This window comes from Burkholderia sp. BCC1993 (assembly GCF_905339865.1).
Classification (GTDB): domain Bacteria; phylum Pseudomonadota; class Gammaproteobacteria; order Burkholderiales; family Burkholderiaceae; genus Burkholderia.
Genome location: NZ_CAJPGZ010000004.1, coordinates 241,080 through 262,645, shown reverse-complemented (window position 1 = coordinate 262,645; position 21,566 = coordinate 241,080). Strand labels below are relative to the sequence as shown.

Sequence of the window (21,566 nt, the reverse complement as noted above, 5' to 3'; positions counted from 1 at the left end):
ATGCGCGTCACGCCCAAGAAGCTCTGTCAGCTACCCGACATCGCGCGCCCATGCCCTCGCCGCTCGCCCCGTACCTGCCGCAGATCGAAGCGCACCCGTGGTTCGCCGCGCTGCCGCCGGCGTTGCGCGGCGACCTGCTCGCTCGCGCCGCGTTGCGGCACCTGCCGGCCGGCCACGCGCTGTTCCGCCGCGGCGACCCGCCATGCGGGCTGTATGCGGTGCTGGCCGGCTCCCTCACCATAGGCGCGGTCGATCCGCAGGGCAAGGAAGCGCTGCTGACGGTCGCCGAACCCGTCACGTGGTTCGGCGAGATCGCGCTGTTCGACGGCCAGCCGCGCACGCACGACGCGATCGCGCTCGACGACACGCTGCTGCTGCACGTCCCGCAGGGCGCGCTGCTCGCGATTCTCGACACGACGCCGCAATACTGGCGGCAGTTCGCGCTGTTGATGGCGCAAAAGCTCCGGCTGAGCTTCCTGACCGTCGAATCGATGAGCGTGATGCCGGCCGCGCAGCGGCTTGCCGCTCGGCTGCTGATGATCGCCGACGGCTACGGCGGGATCAGCGCCGGCCGCACGCGCATCCGGCTGTCGCAGGAAAAGCTCGCGGCGATGCTGTCACTCACACGGCAAACCACCAACCAGCTGCTGAAGGCGCTGCAGGCCGATGGCGTCGTGCGGCTGCATGTCGGCGAGATCGAACTCGTCGACGTCGGCGCGCTGCGCCGCGCGAGTGGGCTGCCCGACGGCACGCACTGACGACGCGCCGACTACGCGCCGCCTCCGTGCTGACGCGCCCGTCGTGACGCCATCGCGCGATCGCCGCAACGCCGCATTCCCGCCGTCATCGCTTCGCGCTATCGTGGCGGCTCGTTCGTCCTTCTCCCCGCACACGCGCTTGAACACGTCCACCCTTACCGCCCCTTCCCGCCACACGTGGCCTGTCTTCGTCGCGTTCCTGCGGCTCGGCCTCACGTCGTTCGGCGGGCCCGTCGCGCATCTCGGCTACTTCCGCGACGCGTTCGTCACGCGGCGCGGCTGGCTGAGCGAACGCGCGTATGCCGATCTCGTCGGCCTGTGCCAGTTCCTGCCGGGGCCGGCGAGCAGCCAGGTCGGGATGGCGATCGGCCTGTCGCGCGCGGGCTATGCGGGGATGTTCGCCGCATGGCTCGGCTTCACGCTGCCGTCGGCGCTGCTGATGATGCTGTTCGCGCTCGGCATGCACGCAGCGGGCATGCCGGTCGCGGCCGGCGCGCTGCACGGGCTGCGGATCGTGTCGGTCGCGGTGATCGCGCAGGCGGTGTGGGGCATGGCGCGCACGCTGTGCCCGGATGCGCGCCGCGCCACGCTGATGGCGGTCGCGGCCTGCCTCGCGCTGCTCGTGCCGGCCGCATGGCTGCAGGTGGCCGTGATCGTCGCGGCCGGCGCGGCCGGGCTCGTACTGTTGCCGCAGCCCGAGCGCGGCGCGCACGATCCGCTGCCGCTGCACGTGTCGCATCGCGCGGGTGCGCTGTGGCTCCTGCTGTTCGCCGCATTGCTCGTCGCGTTGCCGTTCGCGGCGGGCGCGCTGCATTCGCACACCCTCGCGGTGGCCGACGCATTCTTTCGCACCGGCGCGCTGGTGTTCGGCGGCGGGCACGTCGTGCTGCCGCTGCTGCAGGCGGCCGTCGTGGCGCCGGGCTGGGTCGGCGATGCGGCGTTCCTGGCCGGCTACGGTGCCGCGCAGGCCGTGCCGGGGCCGCTCTTCACGTTCTCGGCGTTCCTCGGTGCGTCGCTGCGCGACGCGCCGACCGGCTGGCTCGGCGCGACGATCGCGCTCGTGTCGATCTTCGCGCCGTCGTTCCTGCTCGTCGCGGGCACCGCGCCGTTCTGGGAACGCCTGCGCCGCAGCACGCGCATGCAGGCCGCGCTCGCGGGCGTGAACGCGGCGGTGGTCGGGCTGCTGCTCGCCGCGCTGTATCACCCGGTGTGGAGCGAAACGATCGTGTCGCCGCGCGACTTCGCGGCGGCGCTCGTCGCGTTCGTCGCGCTCGTGTTCTGGCGGGTGCCGCCGTGGGCCGTCGTGATCGCGAGCGCGGCGCTCGGCTGGTTGTCGACGACGCTCGCCTGAGCCGGCGCGTGCCACGCATCGATTCCCGCCCGACAAAAACAAAAAAGCCCTCGTGACGAGGGCTTCCTTTTGGGGTGCCGCGCGCGCAACGGCGCGCGGGACGCCCGGACTTACGCGAAGTTCTTCGCTGCGAAGTCCCAGTTCACGATGTTCCAGAACGCTTCGACGAACTTCGGACGTGCGTTGCGGTAGTCGATGTAGTACGCGTGTTCCCACACGTCGATCGTCAGCAGCGGCTTGTCGGCCGTCGTCAGCGGCGTGGCGGCGTTGCTCGTCGACACGATGTCGAGCGAACCGTCGGCCTTCTTCACGAGCCATGCCCAGCCCGAACCGAACGTGCCGACTGCGGCCTTCGTGAACGCTTCCTTGAACGCGTCGTACGAACCCCACTTCGCGTTGATCGCGTCGCCCAGCGCGCCCGACGGTGCGCCGCCGCCGTTCGGCGACAGGCTGTTCCAGAAGAACGTGTGGTTCCAGATTTGCGCGGCGTTGTTGAAGATGCCGCCCGACGACTTCTTCACGATCTCTTCCAGCGACAGGTTTTCGAATTCCGTGCCCGGGATCAGATTGTTCAGGTTCGTCACATAAGCCTGATGATGCTTGCCGTAGTGGTACTCGATCGTCTCTTTCGAGATGGTCGGCGCGAGTGCGTCTTCAGCGTACGGGAGCGGCGGGAGCGTATGAGCCATGGCGATTCCTTCGTTGAGTATGTAGGGAGGCTGTGTTGAATGCTGCCGAGCGTCCGATTGTAGGCGAGTCCGAATATCCCCGCAAACTCACGGGCATTTATCCGCGGTATGCAGAAAATCGCCGCTGGCGCTTCATCCGGCAGGACGAGACGACGATGCGCAGCCTCCGTTCCCGCGCCCGGCGCGCCCCGTGCATCCGGGCCGCCGGGCGCGTGACCTTCGTTTCGCTTACGCCGCCGTCGTCAGATCGTATCGGTCAGCCGCGGCTGCACGTCGGCGAGCGATACGTCGGCCGAGCCTTCGGCGAGATGCACGGTCAGGCGGCGCTGCGGTTTCAGCGCATTCGGCGCGCGCACCGCGCGGCCGGTCTGCGTGTCGATCAGCGCCGCGTAGCCGCGCTCGAGCGTGCGCTGCGGGCTCAGCACCTCGAGCCGCGCCGCGCAGGCCGACACGCGCGCGGTATCGCGCTCGTGACGGCGCTGCAGCGCCACCGCGAGACGTTGCGACAGCCCGGCGAGTGCCTGACGCGCCTGCGCCGGGTCGGGCCGCGCGCGCTGCCAGCGCAATTGCGCGAGCGCGAAACGCGCACGCGCGTCGCGCACCGGCCGCGACGCCGCCGAGGCGAGCCGCACCGCCAGTTGCTCGACGTGGGTACGCTGCCGCTGCAGCCGTTCGGCCGGGCTGACGAGCCGGCGCGCGAGCCAGTCGAGCTGCTGCGCACGCTGCTCGAGCCCGCGTTCCAGGCTGCGCGCAAGCGCGCGCTGCCGGTCGGCAACCTCGCGCAACAGCAACGCGCGCTGCGGACTCGCGAGCTCGGCCGCGCCGGTCGGCGTCGGCGCGCGCAGGTCGGCCGCGAAGTCCGCGATCGTGAAATCGGTTTCGTGGCCGACGCCGCTGACGACCGGCAGTTCGCTCGCCGCGATCGCACGCGCGAGCGCTTCGTCGTTGAACGACCACAGATCCTCGATCGACCCGCCGCCGCGACAGACCAGCAGCACGTCGACCTCGCGCCGCGCGTTTGCGGCCTGCACGGCCGCGACGAGCTTCTCGGCCGAGCCCGCGCCCTGCACGGGCGCCGGATAGACGATCACCGGGATGTGCGGCGCGCGGCGCGCGAGCGTGGTCAGCACGTCGCGCAGCGCGGCGGCCTGCAGCGACGTGACGATGCCGATCGCGCGCGGGTGCGCCGGCAGCGGCCGCTTGCGCTCGGGCGCGAACAGGCCTTCGGCCTCGAGTTGCGCCTTCAGCCGCAGGAACGCCTCGTAGAGGCGCCCCTGGCCGGTACGCCGCACGGCCTCGACGTTGAGCTGCACTTCGCCGCGCGGCTCGTACATCGTGACGACCGCGCGCACCTCGATCCGGTCGCCTTCGCGCGGCGTGAATTCCGCGTACTGCGCGCGACCGCGGAACATCACGCAGCGCATCTGCGCCTGCTGGTCCTTGATCGAGAAATACCAGTGGCCGCTCGCGGCGCGCGTGAAATTCGACACTTCGCCCGAAATCCACAGCAGCGGAAACGAGCGCTCGAGCATCGTCGAAATCGCGCGATTGAGCGCCGAAACGGGAATCACTTCGTCGCCGCCGCGGGTCGCGCCGGGAGCAGAAAAAGGAGAGTCGGAAAGCATGGGCGGTCGGATGAATGCTGGCGGCGACAAGATAGTCCGACACGCGCGCGGCGTCCAGCGCCGGCTGCCCGCGCTGCAACATTCGGAAGGTGTCCACACTCTGGCAATCGTCCATCAAAAACACTTCAAAACCGCGGAAAAATCCAGACGATTCCTTACAACGCATTGATTTTTATCGTTTTTTAAAGCTTTCGGTTCGATTTGCCGCCGATTCGATGTCCACCCGGCGGGCGTTTGACGCGGACAGGCAAGGAGTTTTTCACAGAGTTATCCACAGCCCGCTCCGATCCGGCCCCATCGGGTGCGTCGCCCGGCCGCGCTTGCCGCGCCCGCGTGCGGCGCGCTAGAGTGCCGCCTTCCGAACCCCTTGCGGCACGCGCCGCCCCACGGAGAATCCGTCTTGACGAATCCGTCCCACGCCGCGGCGCACGACGCGCCGCGCCCGGCCCGATGAGCGCGCCCGGCGGCCCGCTCGCGCGGCTCGAAGCGCGCCTCACGCGCGAATGGCAGCGACGCGGCGCCCTCGCGTGGGCGCTCACGCCGTTCGCGTGCGTGTTCGGCCTGTGCGCGGCACTGCGCCGCACGGCCTACGCGCAGGGCTGGAAGCAACCGGTCGACGTCGGTGTGCCGGTCGTCGTGGTCGGCAACGTGACCGTCGGCGGCACCGGCAAGACGCCGACCGTGATCGCGCTCGTCGACGCGCTGCGCGCGGCCGGCTTCACGCCGGGCGTCGTGTCGCGCGGCTACGGCGCGAACGTGAAGGCGCCCACCGCGGTCACGCCCGCGTCGCGCGCGCGCGCGGCCGGCGACGAACCGCTGCTGATCGCGCGCCGCACCGGCGCGCCCGTGTGGGTGTGCCCCGACCGCGTCGCGGCCGCGCAGGCGCTGCGCGCCGCGCACCCGGACGTCGACGTGATCGTCAGCGACGACGGCCTCCAGCACTACCGCCTCGCGCGCACGGTCGAGCTCGTCGTGTTCGACCACCGGCTCGGCGGCAACGGCTTCCTGCTGCCGGCCGGGCCGCTGCGCGAGCCGCTGTCGCGCCACCGCGACGCGACGCTCGTCAACGATCCGTACAGCGGCGCGCTGCCGCCGTGGCCCGACACCTATGCGCTCGCGCTCACGCCGGGCGCCGCGTGGCACCTCGACCAGCCGGCGCTGCGCCGCCCGCTGTCGCAGTTCGCGCACGAGCGCGTGCTCGCCGCGGCCGGCATCGGCGCGCCGGAACGCTTCTTCGCGACGCTGCGTGCGGCCGGCCTCGCGCCGGCGACGCGCGCGCTGCCCGACCATTACGCGTTCGCCGACAATCCGTTCGTCGACGACGCGGTCGATGCGATCCTGATCACCGAGAAGGATGCAGTAAAATTGGGCGCTTCCTGGCGCGACGCTCGGCTGTGGGTCGTCCCCGTCGAAGCCGCGCTCGATCCTCGCCTCATTGCCCTCGTTGTGGAGAAACTCCGTGGACGCTCGCCTGCTTGAAATCCTTGTGTGCCCTATCTGCAAAGGCCCGCTCCACTATGACCGCGCCGCGCAGGAGCTGATCTGCAACGCGGACAAGCTCGCCTACCCGATCCGCGACGGCATCCCCGTGATGCTCGTCGACGAAGCACGCCAGACCGTCGAAGGCACGCCGGTCGACCCCGCCGGCCCGGCCGGCAGCTAAACGCCGCACCGCTGCACCGGCACCCGGCCGCGCTCCTTTGCGGCCGCGTGCCGGCCCCTGCCGGGCGGCCTGCCTTCGACGCGCCGCCCGCCCCGCTCTTCTCACCGCTCAGCCCCGATGACTCATCCGCAGCCCTTCATCGCCGTCATTCCTGCCCGGCTCGCGTCGACGCGCCTGCCGAACAAGCCGCTCGCCGATCTCGGCGGCAAGCCGATGGTCGTCCGCGTCGCCGAGCGCGCGCGCGAAGCGGGCGCGCAGCAGGTGCTCGTCGCGTCCGACGCGCAGAGCGTGCTCGACGCGGCCCGCGAGCACGGTTTCGAAGCGGTGCTGACGCGCGCCGACCATCCGTCCGGCACCGACCGGCTCGCGGAAGTCGCCGCGACCTTCGGGTGGAGCGACGACACCGTCGTCGTCAACGTGCAGGGCGACGAGCCGCTGATCGACCCGGCGCTCGTCCGCGACGTAGCGTCGCACCTCGCCGCGCACCCGGACTGCGCGATCGCGACCGCCGCGCACCCGATCCACGACGCGGCCGATGTGTTCAACCCGAACATCGTGAAGGTCGCGCTCGACGCGCGCCACGTCGCGATGTACTTCTCGCGCGCGCCGATTCCGTGGAGCCGCGATGCGTACCAGCCGCACTGGCCCGACGTCGCGGCCATGCCCGCACCGGCCTTTCCGGTCTACCGCCACATCGGACTCTACGCATATCGCGCGCGTTTCCTGCGCACCTATCCGTCGCTCGCGCAGGCGCCGATCGAGCAGGCCGAGCAGCTCGAACAGCTGCGCGCGATGTGGCACGGCGAGCGCATCGCGGTGCTGATCACCGAGCATGCACCCGAAGCCGGCATCGATACGCCGGCCGATCTCGCACGCGTGCAGGCCCTTTTTCGGCCGGGTTCAAAATAACCCGTGGCATAATCAGGCGATTGTGCGAGCCGTCCGCGACCCGCGCGTCCTAGCTTGACCCCGCCACGGCCCGTCCCGGCAGCCGCGCGTCGCCTTTCGCCGACGCGCCGCATCAGACCGGTCCGCCGCGCGCAAGGCAAGCCCCGCGCACGCTGTCGCCGACGCTTTTGCGTCTCGCCACACGAATCTACATACCGGAGATATCACCATGCGTTTGATCCTGTTGGGCGCGCCCGGCGCGGGCAAGGGTACCCAGGCAAACTTCATCAAGGAAAAGTTCGGCATCCCGCAAATCTCGACGGGCGACATGCTGCGCGCGGCCGTCAAGGCCGGCTCGCCGCTCGGCGTCGAGGCGAAGGGCTACATGGACGCCGGCAAGCTCGTGCCGGACGCGCTGATCATCGGCCTCGTGAAGGAGCGCCTGAAGGAAGCCGACTGCGCGAACGGCTACCTGTTCGACGGCTTCCCGCGCACGATCGCGCAGGCTGACGCAATGAAGGAAGCCGGCGTCGCGATCGACTACGTGCTCGAAATCGACGTCCCGTTCTCGGAGATCGTCGAGCGCATGAGCGGCCGCCGCACGCACCCGGCATCGGGCCGCACGTACCACGTGAAGTTCAACCCGCCGAAGGTCGAGGGCAAGGACGACGTGACGGGCGAACCGCTGATCCAGCGCGACGACGACAAGGAAGAAACCGTCCTGAAGCGTCTCGAAGTGTACGAAGCACAGACCAAGCCGCTGATCACGTACTACGGCGACTGGGCGCAGCGCGGCGAGGAAAACGGCCTGAAGGCCCCGCAGTATCGCAAGATCTCGGGCCTCGGCAGCGTGGACGAAATCCGCGAGCGTGCGTTCGACGCACTGAAGTAAGCACCGCGTCGTGCACCGCAAGCCGCCCTTTCCGGGCGGCTTTTTTTTCGTCTGCCGCAGCCGTTTCGTCTGACCTGGGTTCGCACGACCGTGCCGCTGAAGCCGGCGTGCGACGGCGCCCCGTACAATCGACTGATCGCGTGCGCCGCGCAAACCGGCGTACCGGCCGTTCCGCCGATCGACCGGCATCGGCCCCAACCAAGGAGACAGTGATGGAGATTCGCGGCAACGTCTTTCTGATCACAGGCGGCGCATCGGGCCTCGGCGCCGGAACGGCCCGCATGCTCGCGCAGGCCGGCGGCACGGTCGTGCTCGCCGACCTCAACGAAGCAGCCGGCGCGGCGCTCGCGGGCGAACTCGGCGGCGTATTCGTGCGCTGCGACGTGTCGAGCGAGGCCGATGCGCAGGCGGCGGTCGACGCCGCGACGCGCGCGGGCACGCTGCGCGGGCTCGTGAACTGCGCGGGCATCGCGCCCGCCGCGAAAACCGTCGGCAAGGACGGCGCGCATCCGCTCGACGTGTTCGCGAAGACGATCAACGTGAACCTGGTCGGCACCTTCAACATGATCCGGCTCGCGGCCGCCGCGATGGCCGCGGCCGCGCCGAACGCCGGCGGCGAACGCGGCGTGATCGTCAGCACCGCGTCGGTCGCCGCGTACGACGGCCAGATCGGCCAGGCCGCGTATGCGGCGTCGAAGGCCGGTGTCGCGGGCATGACGCTGCCGATCGCACGCGACCTGTCGCGCCACGGCATCCGCGTGATGACGATTGCGCCCGGGCTGTTCGAGACGCCGATGCTGCTCGGGATGCCGAAGGACGTGCAGGACGCGCTCGGCGCGATGGTGCCGTTCCCGCCGCGGCTCGGCAAACCCGACGAATACGCGATGCTGGTGCGCCAGATCGTCGAGAATCCGATGCTCAACGGCGAAGTGATCCGCCTCGACGGCGCGATCCGGATGCAGCCGAAGTAAGTGCAGGCAACCGCAAAAAAACGCCCGCGATGCGGGCGTGTTGACGTTCGGGGCTCCGGTGAGACTGCGACGGTTAGTCCTCGCCGTCGCGCTGCATCCGCTGCCGCAACTCGGTCACCTGCGATTCGACGACGGTCGCGTCATCCGCATCGGGCCGCTCGCCGAGATACTGCTCGAGATCCTCGAGCGCGGGGCGCAGGTAGTCGAGCCGCGCATACGCGAAGCCGCGGTCGCGCACTTCGTCGAGCTGTTCCGGCAGCAGGATCACGAGCCGCTGCTGCACCGCGAGCAGCCGCTGCCAGCGTTCCGTCTGCAGATAGATCGTCTTCAGGTTGCGCAGCATCCGCGCGATGATCTCGCGGCTGGTGGCCGGCTGCAGCAGCGCGCGCAACGCGCTGTCGACCGCGCCCGCCGCACGCGCGACGTAGGGCTCGAGCATCTCGACCATCTCGGCCTCGGACAGCGAATGGCCGTTGGTCGGATCGATGATCAGGTCGCCGTCCGGCAGCGTCACGCGCAGCAGGAAGTGGCCGGGGAACGACACGCCGCGCGCCGGCACGCCGATCTGCTCGGCGAGCTCCAGGTACAGCACCGACAGCGAGATCGGAATCCCGCGCCGCCGCTTGAGCACCGCGTTCAGGTGGCTGTTATCGGGGTCGTAGTAATCGTTGTGATTGCATGCGAAGCCGAGTTCGCGGAAGAAGAACTCGTTGAGCGCGGCGACGCGGTCCTTCAGGTCCGCATCGTCGGCGAGCCGGCGGTTCAGCCGCGCGGCCAGGATGTCGAGTTCGGCCAGCGTACCCTGCAGGTCGAGGTCGGGATACGCGTCCTGCGCAAGCGACAGCGCGGTTTCCGTGACGGGCAGACTGTCGTCGTCCGCCACGAGCGTGCTGAAGTAGTCGAGGACGCGGGTCATTGCGGTCGTCACTTGGCGCGCCTTCTGAAGTAAGCGTATTTGAAGCCCATCACCCACAACATACCGAAATATAGTGCAGCGAACAGCACGAGGCACGCGGCCATCAGTGCAATGCGATCGAGCGGCTGCGCACGCATGCCGGCCCAGTCGAAGTTGATCGCGCACCAGTGCATCAGGCCCGCGAGCACGAGTGCCGCGCCGATCAGCTGCACGAAGAAGCGCAGCCAGCCGGGCGACGGCTGGTAGATGCCGCGCTTGCGCAGCCCGAGGAACAGCAGCAGCGAGTTCAGGCAGGCACCGACGCCGATGCTCAGCGTGAGGCCCGCATGGCCGATCAGCGGCACGAACACGTAGTTCGAGATCTGCGTGACGATCAGCACGCCGATCGCGATCTTCACCGGCGTCTTGATGTCCTGCTTCGCGTAGAAGCCCGGCGCGAGGATCTTGATCAGGATGATGCCGACGAGACCGATCCCGTAGGTCGCGAGCGCGCGCGCGACCATCGTGACCGTATGTGCGTCGAACTTGCCGTAGTTGAACAGCGTCGCGGTGAGCGGCGTCGCGAAGAAGAACAGCGCGAGCGCGCTCGGCGCCGCGAGCAGGAACGTGACGCGCAGCCCCCAGTCGAGCAGCGCCGAATACTCCTGCGAATCGGCGTCGACGTGCGCCTTCGACAGGCTCGGCAGCAGGATCGTGCCGAGCGCGACGCCGAGCAGCGCGGTCGGGAACTCCATCAGGCGGTCGGCGTAGTTGATCCACGATACCGCACCCTGCCCGAGCCGCGACGCGATGTTGGTGTTGATGATCAGCGACAGCTGCGCGACCGACACCGCGAACGTCGCGGGCACCATCTTGGCGAGCACCCGCTTCACGCCGGGATGACGCAGCGCGCGCACCGGGTTGAGGCCGATCAGCGGCACCATGTCGATCTTCTTCAGCCCCGGCAGCTGCACGATGAACTGCAGCACGCCGCCCACGATGACGGCCCACGCGAGCGCGTAGACCGGCACCTTCAGGTGCGGCGCGACGAACACGGCCGCGGCGATGAACGCGACGTTGAGCAGCACCGGCGCGAACGCCGGCAGCGAGAAGCTCTTGTAGGTATTCAGCACGCCGGACGCGAGCGTCGTCAGCGAGATGAACACGATGTACGGGAACATGATCTGCGTCATCGTGACCGCGAGCGGGAACGCCTGCCCGTCGGTATGCAGGCCGGACGCGACCGCGAACACGACCCACGACGCGCCGGCGATCCCGACGACCGACAGCACGGCGAGCGCCCACGCGAGCACGGTCGACATCGCGTCGACGAGCGCCTTGGTCGCATCGTGCCCCTGCTGGTTCTTGAATTCGGCCAGGATCGGCACGAACGCCTGCGAGAACGCGCCTTCGGCAGACAGGCGGCGCAGCAGGTTCGGAATGCGGAAAGCGACGTAGAACGCGTCGGTGTATTGACTGGCGCCGAACGCACGGGCGATCAGCGTCTCGCGGGCCAGTCCGGTCACGCGCGACAGCAGCGTGAAGCCGCTGACCGTCAGCAGGGCTCGGAATAGATTCATGGGGCGCTTATTATACGGACGTTGCGTGTCCCGGCACGGGCGGATGGCGAAAAGGGCGCATGTCGCAGGCGCCCCCGTCCGGCCGACGTCACGTTGACCTTGCCACGCGCTTGATTTTGTTGCTATAATCGCCGGTTTCTGAGCCTGTTACATGCACGGCGCCTGTCGTTTTCATGTCTCGGCCTCGGTTAAAATCACCGTTTTTTATGCGCCCCTGGGCAATCGCTCTCAGGGGACGGATCGAAAAGCAGCGCTTGGCCGTCAGGCTCCAAGCTCTGGAAACAGGACAGGATAAGGAACCGTCATGGCTAACTCCGCACAAGCACGCAAGCGCGCCCGCCAAGCCGCGAAGGCAAATTCGCACAACTCGGCGCTGCGCTCGAAATTCCGTACCGCGATCAAGTCGGTTCGCAAGGCTGTTGAAGCCGGCGACCAGGCAAAGGCTGCCGAGCTGTTCAAGGCTGCCGTGAAGACGATCGACACGATCGCCGACAAGAAGATCGTTCACAAAAACAAGGCCGCTCGCAGCAAGAGCCGCCTCGCCGCAGCCGTCAAGGGCCTGCAGGCAGCAGCGTAAATCCGGTGTGCCCGCTTCGGCGGGCGCTCCTGTTTCCTGCGATCGCAAAAAAGCCCGCCTAGGCGGGCTTTTTTGCTGTGCGTCGCCCGCGCATCGCGCCGGACGACCGCCAGGCAGGGGCGCGGCATGCGCCCTCGCCCGTCGAACTCACTTCTTCTCGTGGTAGTCCGGCAGCTCGCACGCCTCGGTGACGACGAGGTGGTTGTCCTTCGCGAAATTCAGCACGAAATCGAACGCCATCGGCTCGATGTCGCGCAGCCGGGAATCGAGGATCACGCATTTGAGGTCGCCGAGCATCGTCGGGCGCACGTACAGCGAATATTTCAGGCGCGCATTCGGCCCGCTCGCACCGGGCCCGAAGCAGGCCATCACGCCGGCCAGACGCTCCGACCAGTCGCTCGGGCGAAACTTTTTCCCGTCTTTCGTAATGCCCTGGATGAAGAATTCGGTCGGAGGGGTTTCAGCCATGTGGTTACCCAGGTGACGGCCCGGCGATGTCCAGGCGACAGCGCCCGGATACGCGAACACAAAGCTCGAGCGGACGGCGGCACTCGCGCTTCGATATCCCGAAAAACAGGCCGTCGATGCGTGCCGCCGGCGCGCCGCACCGGATTTGTGCAGCGCATGGCTTGTGTCCGGCAGAGCGCGAAGAGGCTTGCCTGCCGGGCTGGAGAAAACTTTTGAATTATACCGCAGCGCGGCATCGCGCGTCGTCTCGCCGCCCCTCTTCCGGTGCCTTCCAGCGTGCGCCACGATCCCAACCCGGTTTTCGTCGCGGCTCGTCAAAGCACAGAAAATCCTTTATGCTGCTTTGAGTTATCCACACCCGACGGCGGCGCCGTCCGGCCCCGCCGGCCGGTTCAGACCCGCCGTATTTCGTTTCATGACCGCCAAAACCATTCGTCACTACCTGCAGTTCAAGGATTTCTCGCTGGAAGACTACGAGTACGTGCTCGAACGCACGGGTATCCTGAAGCGCAAATTCAAGAACTACGAGACCTATCACCCGCTGCACGACCGCACGCTCGCGATGATCTTCGAGAAGAGCTCGACGCGCACGCGCCTGTCGTTCGAAGCCGGCATCTTCCAGCTCGGCGGCCACGCGGTGTTCATGAGCACGCGCGACACGCAGCTCGGCCGCGGCGAGCCGGTCGAGGATTCCGCGCAGGTCATCTCGCGGATGGTCGACATCATCATGATCCGCACGTTCGAGCAGGACGTGATCACGCGCTTCGCGCAAAACTCCCGCGTGCCGGTGATCAACGGCCTGACCAACGAATATCACCCGTGCCAGGTGCTCGCCGACATCTTCACGTACTACGAGCACCGCGGCCCGATCGCCGGCAAGACGGTCGCGTGGGTCGGCGATGCGAACAACATGCTGTACACGTGGATCGAAGCCGCGCAGATCCTCGGCTTCAAGCTGCGCCTGTCGACGCCGCCGGGCTATGCGCTCGACATGAAGCTGGTGGCGCCGGACAGCGCACCGTTCTACGAGGTGTTCGACGATCCGAACGAAGCGTGCAAGGGCGCCGATCTCGTGACGACCGACGTGTGGACGAGCATGGGCTTCGAAGCCGAGAACGAAGCGCGCAAGCAGGCGTTTGCCGACTGGTGCGTCGACGAGGAAATGATGGGGCACGCGAACCCCGACGCGCTCTTCATGCACTGCTTGCCCGCGCATCGCGGCGAGGAAGTGACGGCCGGCGTGATCGACGGCCCGCAGAGCGTCGTGTGGGACGAGGCGGAAAACCGCCTGCACGTGCAGAAGGCGCTGATGGAGTTCCTGCTGCTCGGCCGCCTCAAGCACTGACTGCGGCACGCATTACTCGCGCATCGCCGCCATCCGCGCGGCATGCGAAAAAAAGCGCCGATCGTCGATCGGCGCTTTTTTGTTGGGTCGGACGAACGCGAATGAACCGCGCGGTGCAAAACCGCGTTACAGCCACACCGGCTCGGGTTCGAGCTCGACGCCGAACCGTTCGCGCACGTCGTCCTGGATCGCGCGCGCCAGCGCGAGCACGTCGGCGCCCGTCGCGCCGCCGCGATTGACCAGCACGAGCGCCTGCCGGTCGTGCACGGCCGCCGCGCCGAGCGCGCGCCCTTTCCAGCCGCAGCGGTCAATCAGCCAGCCGGCCGCGAGCTTCACCTGCCCGTCCGGCTGCGGATACGACACGACTTCGGGTGCGCGTGCGCGCAGCGCGTCGAACTGCGCGACGTCGATCACCGGATTCTTGAAGAAGCTGCCCGCGTTGCCGAGCACGAGCGGATCGGGCAGCTTCGCGCGGCGAATCGCGACAACGGCGTCGAACACGTCGCGCGGGGTCGCCGCGTCGGGCGCGATGCCGCGCGCGTCGAGCTCGCGCGTGACGTCCGCGTAGCCGAGCCGCGGCGTCCAGCGCTTGGGCAGCCGGAACGTCACGGCGACGATCGCGAAGCGGCCGCGCCCTTCCCGCTTGAAGAAGCTGTCGCGATAGCCGAACGCGCAGCGCGCGGCGTCGAAGCGCTCGCTGCGCCCCGTCGCGAGCTCGACGGCGACCAGCGAGTCGAAATAGGTCTTCATCTCGAGGCCGTACGCGCCGATATTCTGGATCGGCGCGGCGCCGACGGTGCCCGGAATCAGTGCAAGGTTCTCGAGGCCCGGCATCCCGTGCTCGAGCGTCCACGCGACGAACGCGTGCCAGGTCTCGCCGCCGCCGGCCTCGACGTACCACGCGTCGTCGTCCTCGCGCACGACGCGGCGGCCGGCGATCTCGTCGAGCAGCACGACGCCGTCGAAATCGTGCGTGAACACGACGTTGCTGCCGCCGCCGAGCACGAGCTGCGGCAGCGACGCGACGCGCGGATCGCGGTGCAGCGCCTCGAACTGCGCCGCATGCGTGACGCGCGCGGCAAAGCGCGCCTTCGCGGCAATGCCGAACGTGTTGTGCGCGGCGAGCGGATGGTCGGGGAGCAGCGACAGGGCGGAATCGTCAGGAGGCATCGGCATTCGCGGTCACGTCCGCCGGGCGGGCATACGGCCGGCCTTGGGCAAACGGAGGGGCATCGGTAAAATGGCAAACAGTCCGCAATTATAGCGAGTGCCCGCGCGCCAGCCGGGCGCCCGCATCTCAAGGGAGAATGCCATGCCATCGTTCGACGTCGTTTCCGAAGCGAACATGATCGAAGTGAAGAACGCCATCGAGCAGTCGAACAAGGAAATCTCGACGCGCTTCGACTTCAAGGGCTCCGACGCGCGCGTCGAGCAGAAGGAGCGCGAGCTGACGCTGTTCGCCGACGACGATTTCAAGCTCGGCCAGGTCAAGGACGTGCTGATCAACAAGCTCGCGAAGCGCAACGTCGACGTGCGCTTCCTCGACTACGGCAAGGTCGAGAAGATCGGCGGCGACAAGGTCAAGCAGGTCGTCACCGTGAAGAAGGGCGTGACGGGCGACCTCGCGAAGAAGATCGTCAGGCTCGTGAAAGACAGCAAGATCAAGGTGCAGGCGAGCATCCAGGGCGACGCGGTGCGCGTGGCCGGCACGAAGCGCGACGACCTGCAGAGCGTGATCGCGATGCTGCGCAAGGACGTGACCGACACCCCGCTCGACTTCAACAACTTCCGCGACTGATCGACGCGGTCGGCCGCGCCGTCAAGCGCGCCGTCGACCGCGCCGTCGACCGGTCACGCCGCGCCGCCGGGCCCCGCATGCGGGACGCCCCGGCGGGCGGCAGCGGCAATCCCCTTCCTCAGGCCTTCCCGCCGTCCTGCGCGCCGCCGTCGGACGCTGCCTTCTTCTTGTCGCCGATCCGGCTTTCCTGCCCCGCCAGCAGCTTCGAGATATTGCCGCGGTGACGCCACACGAGCAGCACGCTCATCGCGAGCACGGCCCACGCGACCGGGTTGTGGCCGGTGCCGAACAGGAACACGTCGAACACCGGTGCGAACACGGCCGCCACCAGCGCCGCGAGCGACGAATAGCGGAAGAAGAACGCGACGATCAGCCAGGTCAGCGCGGTCGCGAGGCCGAGCACCGGGTGCACGGCGAGCAGCACGCCGGCCGCGGTCGCGACGCCCTTGCCGCCCTGGAAGCGGAAGAACACCGGATAGAGGTGGCCGAGGAACACGGCGATCGCGACCCACGCGACGGCGACGTCGGACAGCCCGAAGTGCCGCGCGAGCCAGACGGCGAACCAGCCCTTGAACGCGTCGCCGACGAGCGTCAGGATCGCGGCCTTCTTGTTGCCGCTGCGCAGCACGTTGGTCGCGCCGGGATTCTTCGACCCGTACGAACGGGGATCGGCCAGGCCCATCGCGGTGCTGACGACGACGGCGAACGACACCGAACCGATCAGGTAGGCAACAAGTGCGGCGAGCAGGATCTGCATGCGGAGAACTCTTCTTTCAACGAATCGGTAAAGGGACGGCCGGGTACGGCAGGCCGGCCCGATGGGGCAGGCGCCGCCGCGGCGAACCGCCGGCAGGCCGTGGCAGCCGGCCGTGCGGGCCGACCGGCCGAAACGGCGCCCATTCTACCGAACGAGCGCGGCCTGCCACGAAGGTGAAACCCTCAGTCGACGCTCGCGCACTGCACGGGCGTCGCGCCGAGCAGCGTCGAGAGCACCGCCGGCGCGAGGCTGACAAGGTAGCCGCGGCGGCCGCCGTTCAGGTAGATCGCCGGCAATTCGAGGATGGTCGACTCGACGTACACGGGCATCGTCTTGCGCGTGCCGAACGGCGACGTGCCGCCGACCAGATAGCCGGAATGGCGGTTCGCGACGTCGGGCTTGCACGGCTCGACGCGCTTCGCGCCGATCTGCCGCGCGAGGTTCTTGGTCGACACCGTGCGGTCGCCGTGCATCAGCACGATCAGCGGCTTCGCGTGCTCGTCCTCCATCACGAGCGTCTTCACGACGCTGTGCTCGTCGACGCCGAGCTGGCGCGCCGACTCGCCGGTGCCGCCGTGCTCGACGTAATCGTACGGATGCTCGCCGAAGGCGACGCCATGGCGGCGCAGCAGCTGGGTCGCGGGTGTCTCGGACACGTGTCTGGATTTGCTCATGGCGGCATTTTAATGGCGAATGACCGGCGGGCGGTCGTCATCGCGCCATCGCACCGTTCGGTGTTCGCGGCGGTGTGCCGCGCACCGGCGGTATACTCGCGACCCTTCTCTGCCCGGGACCCCGGGTCCCGGGCGAGCGCACCCGTCGCCACGCCGCGTCGTCATCATTGCGGACCTCGCGAAGTGCTATTGCCCGATTGACCGATTGTGGCGCGCCCGCCGCCATGGCACGATCGTTCGCAAAACTCGCCGCGCCACCGCACGGCCTTCTTCTGGAGACGCCATGTCCTCGCCTGTCCGCTCATCCGCGCCGCTCGACGTCGCGGCACTGCTCGCCGTGCTGCCCGGCCGCATCGCCGACGTGCCCGCCCGCCGGGCCGCGCAAGCGCCCGCGCACCCGGCGCTGATCGAGGACGCGCGCCGCCTGTCGTACGGCGAGCTGTCGCAGGCCGTCGATGCGGCCGCCGAGCGGCTCGCGCGCCTTGGCGTGCGCGGCGGCGATCGCGTGATGATCGTCGCGGAAAACAGCGTCGCGCAGATCGTGCTGCTGTTCGCGGCCGCGCGCGTCGACGCATGGGCGCTCGTGTCGAACGCGCGGCTGTCGGCCGGCGAGCTCGATGCAATCGCCGCGCACGCGCGGCCGAAACTGATCGCGTTCGCGACGGAAGCATCGCCCGATGCGCGCACGCACGCGGCGCGCCACGACGCGACGCCCGCCGACGCGCTGCCGGTCGACATCGGCGCGTGGTCGTACCGCGTCGACGCGAGCGCGCCCGGCGAGCCGGTGGCACCCGACGGGGCCGCGCAGTGCGCGGCGCTGATCTACACGACCGGCACGACGGGTACGCCGAAAGGCGTGATGCTGTCGCACCGCAACCTGCTGTTCATCGCGGCGACGTCGAGCGCACTGCGCGGCGTGTCGCCCGACGACGTCGTCTATACGGTGCTGCCCGTGTCGCACGTGTATGGGCTCGCGTCGGTCTGCCTCGGCAGCCTGTACGCGGGGGCGACGCTACGGCTCGCGCCGCGCTTCGCACCGGAGGCCGTGCGCGTCGCGCTCGCCGACGAAGGCGTGACGATCTTCCAGGGCGTGCCCGCGATGCACGCGAAACTGCTCGAGCACCTGCACACGCACGCGCACGCATGGCGCGCGCCGCGGCTGCGCTTCGCGTATTCGGGCGGCTCGCCGCTCGACGCCGACCTGAAGGCGCGCGTCGAGCGCGTATACGGCGTGCCGCTGCACAACGGCTACGGCATGACCGAGAGCAGCCCGACGATCACGCAGACGCCGCTCGACGCGCCGCGTACCGACTGCTCGGTCGGCGTGCCGATCCCCGGCGTCGAGATGCGGATCGTGGCAGCGGACGGCACCGACGTGCCGCCGGGCGAAGTGGGCGAAATCCGCGTGCGCGGGCCGAACGTGATGCTCGGCTACTACCGCAATGCGGATGCGACGCGCGCGGCCGTGTCGCCGGACGGCTGGCTCAGCACCGGCGATCTCGCGCGCCAGGCAGCGGACGGCTCGGTGACGATCGCGGGCCGCAGCAAGGAGCTGATCATCCGCTCGGGCTTCAACGTGTATCCGGTCGAGGTCGAACAGGTGCTGAACGCGCACCCGGACGTCGTGCAGGCGGCCGTCGTCGGCCGCGCGGTCGAGGGCAACGAGGAAGTGCTCGCGTTCGTCGAGCTGGTGCCGGGCGCGGCCGCGACCGAGGCCGCGCTGCAGGCGTGGTGCGCGGAACGGCTCGCGCCGTACAAGCGCCCCGCGCGCATCCGCGTGCTCGATGCGCTGCCCGCCGCATCGACGGGCAAGGTGCTGAAGCACAAGCTGCGCGAACTCGCGTGACGCGCGGCGCCGGCCGCATCCGGCACGTGGGCCGGCGCGCGCCGCGCTAGCCGCGCGGGTGGTGTTGCGCGTGCAGCGTCTTCAGCCGCTCGCGCGCGACGTGCGTGTAGATCTGCGTGGTCGAGATGTCGCTGTGGCCGAGCAACAGCTGCACGACGCGCAGGTCGGCGCCGTGGTTCAGCAGGTGCGTTGCGAACGCGTGCCGCAGCGTATGCGGCGACAGGTGCGCGCGCACGTCGGCCTGCTGCGCGTGGCGCTTGATGATGTTCCAGAACTGCTGGCGCGTCATCCCGTCGCCGCGCGCGGTCACGAACAGCGCGTCGGCCGCGCGCGCGCCGAGCAACGCGGGCCGCGCGTCGCGCAGATAGCGCTCGATCCAGCCGTGCGCGACTTCGCCGAACGGCACGAGCCGTTCCTTCGAACCCTTGCCCATCACACGCACGACGCCCTCGTTGAGCCCGACCTCGACGGTCTTCAGCGTGACGAGCTCGCTCACGCGCAGCCCGCTCGCATACATCAGCTCGAGCATCGTGCGATCGCGCAGGCCGAGCGGCGTGCCGACGTCGGGCGCGCCGAGCAGCGCCTCGACCTGCGCCTCGGACAGCGTCGACGGAAACCGCGCGGCCTGCTTCGCCGACGTGACCCGCAGCGTCGGGTCCGCGCTCGCGTGACGCTCGCGCACGGCCCAGCCGTAATAGCGCCGGAACACCGACAGCCGCCGGTTCGACGACGTCGCCTTGCCGTCGCTGCGCGCGGCGATGTAGCCCGTCACCATCGCTTCGTCGGCCGAGTCGAGCGACGTGTCGTGCGTCGCGGCCAGCCATTGCGAAAACAGCGCCAGGTCGCGCCGGTACGCATCGAGCGTGTTGCGCGCGAGCCCGTGCTCCAGCCACAGCGCATCGCAGAACACGTCGATCGACGCGCGGCTCGCGAGCAGCGCGGGCGATGCGGCGGCCGCGGCATCGCTGGCGTCGGACGCGGAATCGGAGTCGGAGTCGGGGGAAAGCAACGGTTCGCTCATCAGTACGGCACGCCTTCATGCGCCAGCAGCCAGCGCTTCACTTTCTGGTAATAGCCATTGTCGTCGTGGTTCGCGAAACCGCCGAGGCCACCGGCCGCGACGACGCGATGACACGGGATCACGAGCGGGAAATAGTTCGCGCCGCACGCCTGGCCGACCGCGCGCGGCGCGCTGCCGATCCGCTTCGCGACCTGCCCGTAGGTCAGCACCGTGCCCGGCGGAATGTCGCTGATCACGTTCCACACGCGGTGCTGGAATGCACTGCCGACGTCGGCGAGCGGCAGGTCGAAGCGCGCCGACGCGCGCTCGAAATACCGTTCGATCTGCTCGACCGCGCGCTTCGCGAGCGGCGAATCCGGATCGACCGACTTGACCGACCCGGGCAGATAGACGATCTCGCGCACCACCGCGGCATCGGTGCGGATGCCGACCTTGCCGAACGGCGCGTCGATGACTGCGTTGAACATGAGCTTCTCCTGACCGGTGAAACACGCGGCGCCGCCGCGCGCCGACGACACTTTACGCCGCCTTCATGCGGCGCGCAGCGCCCATTCGACATGCTCGCGCACGACCGGCGACGGATCGTCGGCCCGTGCGCGCAACGCGGCGACGATCGCGGTGCGCGCTTCGGGTGCGAGCCGATCGGCCGGCGCGCGCAACGCATTGCCGAGCCCGACCGCGAGATTGCGCAGCCAGCTTTCGTAACCGATGCGCCGGATCGCGCTGCCCTGCATCCGCGTGTCGAACGCGTCGGCGTCCCAGGCGAACAGCTCGACGAGCGTCGCGCGGTCGAGCCCGTGCCGCACGTCGAAATCGGCGACGGGCGCGGCCTGCGCGAACTTGTTCCACGGACACACGAGCTGGCAGTCGTCGCAACCGTACACGCGGTTGCCGATCATCGGCCGCAGCGGCTCCGGAATGCTGCCTTTCAGTTCGATCGTCAGGTACGAGATGCAGCGGCGCGCGTCGACGCGATACGGTTCGACGATCGCGCCCGTCGGGCACGCGCCGATGCAGCGCGTGCAGCTGCCGCAGTGCGCGCCGGGCGTCTCGGGCGCGCGCTCGGGCGCCGTTTGCGCGTCGGTCGGCAGCGGCACGTCGACGTAGATTTCGCCGAGGAAGAACAGCGAACCCGCGTCGCGCTGCAGCAACAGCGTATGCTTGCCGCGCCAGCCGACCCCGGCCTTCTGCGCGAGCTCGACCTCGAGCACCGGCGCCGAATCGGTGAACACGCGGTAGCCGAATGTGCCGATCTCGCGCTCGATGCGCTCCGCGAGCGTCTGCAGCCGGTTGCGCAGCACCTTGTGATAGTCGCGGCCGCGTGCGTAGATCGACACGACGGCCGCCTGCGGATCGTCGAGACGCGCGCGCTCGCGGGCGCGCCAGTCATGCGGCACAAGTGCGCCGGATGACGCATCGGGCGCGTCGGCGGCAAGCGTTTCGGCCGGCAGATAGGCGAGCCGCGCCGAGATCACGCGTCGCGTACCGGCCACAAGTTCGGCCGGCCGCGCGCGTTTCGTCCCGTGTTTCGCCATATAATCCATTTCGCCGTGGTACCCGGCTTCCAGCCAGGCGGCGAGCCCTGCTTCGGCATCCGAGAGATCGGTATCGCTGATGCCGATCGCCCCGAAACCCAATTCGCGCCCCCACGCCCTGATGCGCGCGGCGAGCGCAGTCAACGTCGCATCATCGAGCGCGCACGGCGCCGCGCCTTCGGCACGAGTCGAAGGCCTGTCGGATGCGGCGAGTTCCGGTAATCGGTTCATCG

22 protein-coding genes are annotated in these 21,566 nt (G+C 69.0%); 11 read left to right on the top strand and 11 right to left on the bottom strand.

The genetic code is table 11. From position 1 onward, the window contains the following. Positions 1–50: 50 nt before the first annotated feature. On the top strand, positions 51–758 hold the full coding sequence (locus U4Y91_RS08285) for a Crp/Fnr family transcriptional regulator (protein ID WP_321804675.1): 708 nt from the start codon (positions 51–53) through the stop codon (positions 756–758). A gap of 139 nt (positions 759–897) precedes the next feature. Then, positions 898–2,109, top strand: a complete 1,212-nt coding sequence (gene chrA, locus U4Y91_RS08280) for a chromate efflux transporter (RefSeq protein WP_321804674.1) — start codon at positions 898–900, stop codon at positions 2,107–2,109. Between the two features lie 110 nt (positions 2,110–2,219). Here chrA and sodB read toward each other — a convergent pair whose 3' ends face one another. Together sodB and xseA are read right to left on the bottom strand one after the other, a co-directional pair. Further along, positions 2,220–2,798, bottom strand: coding sequence for a superoxide dismutase [Fe] (sodB, locus tag U4Y91_RS08275; protein WP_044848579.1), 579 nt, complete (start codon positions 2,796–2,798; stop codon positions 2,220–2,222). A 242-nt stretch (positions 2,799–3,040) separates the two neighbouring features. Next, on the bottom strand, positions 3,041–4,423 hold the full coding sequence (gene xseA / locus U4Y91_RS08270; RefSeq protein ID WP_044848578.1) for an exodeoxyribonuclease VII large subunit: 1,383 nt from the start codon (positions 4,421–4,423) through the stop codon (positions 3,041–3,043). Between the two features lie 450 nt (positions 4,424–4,873). On the opposite strand from xseA, the gene lpxK reads away from it, so the two are divergent. The 5 genes from lpxK to U4Y91_RS08245 all read left to right on the top strand — a co-directional run bounded on the left by lpxK (position 4,874) and on the right by U4Y91_RS08245 (position 8,837). Continuing rightward, entirely contained in the window at positions 4,874–5,902 is a 1,029-nt protein-coding gene (gene lpxK / locus U4Y91_RS08265) for a tetraacyldisaccharide 4'-kinase (protein ID WP_257775605.1), read from the top strand. Beyond that, positions 5,883–6,086: a Trm112 family protein gene (locus U4Y91_RS08260; protein ID WP_006750935.1), complete on the top strand. Its 204-nt coding sequence runs from the start codon at positions 5,883–5,885 to the stop codon at positions 6,084–6,086. The genes lpxK and U4Y91_RS08260 overlap by 20 nt, the downstream gene beginning before the upstream one ends. A gap of 117 nt (positions 6,087–6,203) precedes the next feature. Next, positions 6,204–6,995 (top strand): 3-deoxy-manno-octulosonate cytidylyltransferase, encoded by a 792-nt coding sequence (gene kdsB / locus U4Y91_RS08255; protein ID WP_321804673.1) that lies wholly within the window; start codon positions 6,204–6,206, stop codon positions 6,993–6,995. A gap of 208 nt (positions 6,996–7,203) precedes the next feature. Then, positions 7,204–7,866 carry an adenylate kinase gene (gene adk / locus U4Y91_RS08250; RefSeq protein WP_044848575.1) on the top strand — a complete coding sequence of 221 codons (663 nt, stop codon included), beginning with the start codon at positions 7,204–7,206 and terminating at the stop codon, positions 7,864–7,866. A gap of 212 nt (positions 7,867–8,078) precedes the next feature. Further along, positions 8,079–8,837, top strand: coding sequence for an SDR family NAD(P)-dependent oxidoreductase (locus tag U4Y91_RS08245; protein ID WP_321804672.1), 759 nt, complete (start codon positions 8,079–8,081; stop codon positions 8,835–8,837). Positions 8,838–8,910: 73 nt separating this feature from the next. On the opposite strand, the gene U4Y91_RS08240 is transcribed toward U4Y91_RS08245, so the two are convergent. Together U4Y91_RS08240 and murJ are read right to left on the bottom strand one after the other, a co-directional pair. Continuing rightward, a complete protein-coding gene (locus U4Y91_RS08240; RefSeq protein WP_321804671.1) occupies positions 8,911–9,753 on the bottom strand; it encodes a SirB1 family protein in 843 nt (280 codons plus the stop codon). Positions 9,754–9,761: 8 nt separating this feature from the next. Then, complete coding sequence (murJ, locus tag U4Y91_RS08235; RefSeq protein ID WP_321804670.1) at positions 9,762–11,312, bottom strand: murein biosynthesis integral membrane protein MurJ; 1,551 nt, start codon at positions 11,310–11,312, stop codon at positions 9,762–9,764. 304 nt (positions 11,313–11,616) lie between these two features. Between murJ and rpsT the strand changes: the two genes are divergently transcribed. Beyond that, complete coding sequence (rpsT, locus tag U4Y91_RS08230) at positions 11,617–11,889, top strand: 30S ribosomal protein S20 (protein WP_006482211.1); 273 nt, start codon at positions 11,617–11,619, stop codon at positions 11,887–11,889. Between the two features lie 147 nt (positions 11,890–12,036). Here the strand turns inward: rpsT and U4Y91_RS08225 are convergent, their stop codons facing one another. Next, positions 12,037–12,357, bottom strand: coding sequence for a DUF3579 domain-containing protein (locus U4Y91_RS08225; RefSeq protein ID WP_321804787.1), 321 nt, complete (start codon positions 12,355–12,357; stop codon positions 12,037–12,039). Positions 12,358–12,772: 415 nt separating this feature from the next. Here U4Y91_RS08225 and argF point away from each other — a divergent pair, with 415 nt between their 5' ends. Beyond that, positions 12,773–13,702 (top strand): ornithine carbamoyltransferase, encoded by a 930-nt coding sequence (argF, locus tag U4Y91_RS08220; protein ID WP_044848569.1) that lies wholly within the window; start codon positions 12,773–12,775, stop codon positions 13,700–13,702. Between the two features lie 126 nt (positions 13,703–13,828). On the opposite strand, the gene murB is transcribed toward argF, so the two are convergent. Further along, positions 13,829–14,878, bottom strand: coding sequence for a UDP-N-acetylmuramate dehydrogenase (gene murB / locus U4Y91_RS08215; RefSeq protein WP_321804669.1), 1,050 nt, complete (start codon positions 14,876–14,878; stop codon positions 13,829–13,831). A gap of 136 nt (positions 14,879–15,014) precedes the next feature. Between murB and U4Y91_RS08210 the strand changes: the two genes are divergently transcribed. Next, positions 15,015–15,500 carry a YajQ family cyclic di-GMP-binding protein gene (locus tag U4Y91_RS08210; protein ID WP_014896235.1) on the top strand — a complete coding sequence of 162 codons (486 nt, stop codon included), beginning with the start codon at positions 15,015–15,017 and terminating at the stop codon, positions 15,498–15,500. Between the two features lie 118 nt (positions 15,501–15,618). On the opposite strand, the gene plsY is transcribed toward U4Y91_RS08210, so the two are convergent. Both plsY and ybaK read right to left on the bottom strand, forming a co-directional pair. Further along, positions 15,619–16,257, bottom strand: coding sequence for a glycerol-3-phosphate 1-O-acyltransferase PlsY (gene plsY / locus U4Y91_RS08205; protein ID WP_321804668.1), 639 nt, complete (start codon positions 16,255–16,257; stop codon positions 15,619–15,621). Between the two features lie 182 nt (positions 16,258–16,439). Beyond that, positions 16,440–16,931, bottom strand: coding sequence for a Cys-tRNA(Pro) deacylase (ybaK, locus tag U4Y91_RS08200; protein WP_321804667.1), 492 nt, complete (start codon positions 16,929–16,931; stop codon positions 16,440–16,442). Between the two features lie 283 nt (positions 16,932–17,214). Here ybaK and U4Y91_RS08195 point away from each other — a divergent pair, with 283 nt between their 5' ends. Then, the gene (locus U4Y91_RS08195; RefSeq protein WP_321804666.1) at positions 17,215–18,777 is read left to right on the top strand and encodes a class I adenylate-forming enzyme family protein; all 1,563 of its coding nucleotides are present in this window, start codon (positions 17,215–17,217) and stop codon (positions 18,775–18,777) included. A gap of 46 nt (positions 18,778–18,823) precedes the next feature. On the opposite strand, the gene xerD is transcribed toward U4Y91_RS08195, so the two are convergent. From xerD to queG, 3 genes are all read right to left on the bottom strand, one after another. Then, on the bottom strand, positions 18,824–19,798 hold the full coding sequence (gene xerD / locus U4Y91_RS08190) for a site-specific tyrosine recombinase XerD (protein ID WP_321804665.1): 975 nt from the start codon (positions 19,796–19,798) through the stop codon (positions 18,824–18,826). Beyond that, complete coding sequence (locus U4Y91_RS08185; RefSeq protein WP_321804664.1) at positions 19,798–20,265, bottom strand: methylated-DNA--[protein]-cysteine S-methyltransferase; 468 nt, start codon at positions 20,263–20,265, stop codon at positions 19,798–19,800. The genes xerD and U4Y91_RS08185 overlap by 1 nt, the downstream gene beginning before the upstream one ends. A 63-nt stretch (positions 20,266–20,328) precedes the next feature. Beyond that, on the bottom strand, positions 20,329–21,564 hold the full coding sequence (queG, locus tag U4Y91_RS08180) for a tRNA epoxyqueuosine(34) reductase QueG (RefSeq protein ID WP_321804663.1): 1,236 nt from the start codon (positions 21,562–21,564) through the stop codon (positions 20,329–20,331). Positions 21,565–21,566: the final 2 nt, after the last annotated feature.

Bases quoted from the DNA above. Each gene is read 5' to 3' on its own strand.
- queG (WP_321804663.1), bottom strand. From the start codon at position 21,564: ATGAACCGATTACCGGAACTCGCCGCATCCGACAGGCCTTCGACTCGT.
- U4Y91_RS08225 (WP_321804787.1), bottom strand. From the start codon at position 12,357: ATGGCTGAAACCCCTCCGACCGAATTCTTCATCCAGGGCATTACGAAA.
- U4Y91_RS08195 (WP_321804666.1), top strand. From the start codon at position 17,215: ATGTCCTCGCCTGTCCGCTCATCCGCGCCGCTCGACGTCGCGGCACTG.
- U4Y91_RS08285 (WP_321804675.1), top strand. From the start codon at position 51: ATGCCCTCGCCGCTCGCCCCGTACCTGCCGCAGATCGAAGCGCACCCG.
- plsY (WP_321804668.1), bottom strand. From the start codon at position 16,257: ATGCAGATCCTGCTCGCCGCACTTGTTGCCTACCTGATCGGTTCGGTG.
- murB (WP_321804669.1), bottom strand. From the start codon at position 14,878: ATGCCGATGCCTCCTGACGATTCCGCCCTGTCGCTGCTCCCCGACCAT.
- U4Y91_RS08240 (WP_321804671.1), bottom strand. From the start codon at position 9,753: ATGACCCGCGTCCTCGACTACTTCAGCACGCTCGTGGCGGACGACGAC.
- U4Y91_RS08210 (WP_014896235.1), top strand. From the start codon at position 15,015: ATGCCATCGTTCGACGTCGTTTCCGAAGCGAACATGATCGAAGTGAAG.
- lpxK (WP_257775605.1), top strand. From the start codon at position 4,874: ATGAGCGCGCCCGGCGGCCCGCTCGCGCGGCTCGAAGCGCGCCTCACG.
- xseA (WP_044848578.1), bottom strand. From the start codon at position 4,423: ATGCTTTCCGACTCTCCTTTTTCTGCTCCCGGCGCGACCCGCGGCGGC.
- U4Y91_RS08245 (WP_321804672.1), top strand. From the start codon at position 8,079: ATGGAGATTCGCGGCAACGTCTTTCTGATCACAGGCGGCGCATCGGGC.
- argF (WP_044848569.1), top strand. From the start codon at position 12,773: ATGACCGCCAAAACCATTCGTCACTACCTGCAGTTCAAGGATTTCTCG.
- murJ (WP_321804670.1), bottom strand. From the start codon at position 11,312: ATGAATCTATTCCGAGCCCTGCTGACGGTCAGCGGCTTCACGCTGCTG.
- rpsT (WP_006482211.1), top strand. From the start codon at position 11,617: ATGGCTAACTCCGCACAAGCACGCAAGCGCGCCCGCCAAGCCGCGAAG.
- xerD (WP_321804665.1), bottom strand. From the start codon at position 19,798: ATGAGCGAACCGTTGCTTTCCCCCGACTCCGACTCCGATTCCGCGTCC.
- kdsB (WP_321804673.1), top strand. From the start codon at position 6,204: ATGACTCATCCGCAGCCCTTCATCGCCGTCATTCCTGCCCGGCTCGCG.
- ybaK (WP_321804667.1), bottom strand. From the start codon at position 16,931: ATGAGCAAATCCAGACACGTGTCCGAGACACCCGCGACCCAGCTGCTG.
- sodB (WP_044848579.1), bottom strand. From the start codon at position 2,798: ATGGCTCATACGCTCCCGCCGCTCCCGTACGCTGAAGACGCACTCGCG.
- U4Y91_RS08185 (WP_321804664.1), bottom strand. From the start codon at position 20,265: ATGTTCAACGCAGTCATCGACGCGCCGTTCGGCAAGGTCGGCATCCGC.
- adk (WP_044848575.1), top strand. From the start codon at position 7,204: ATGCGTTTGATCCTGTTGGGCGCGCCCGGCGCGGGCAAGGGTACCCAG.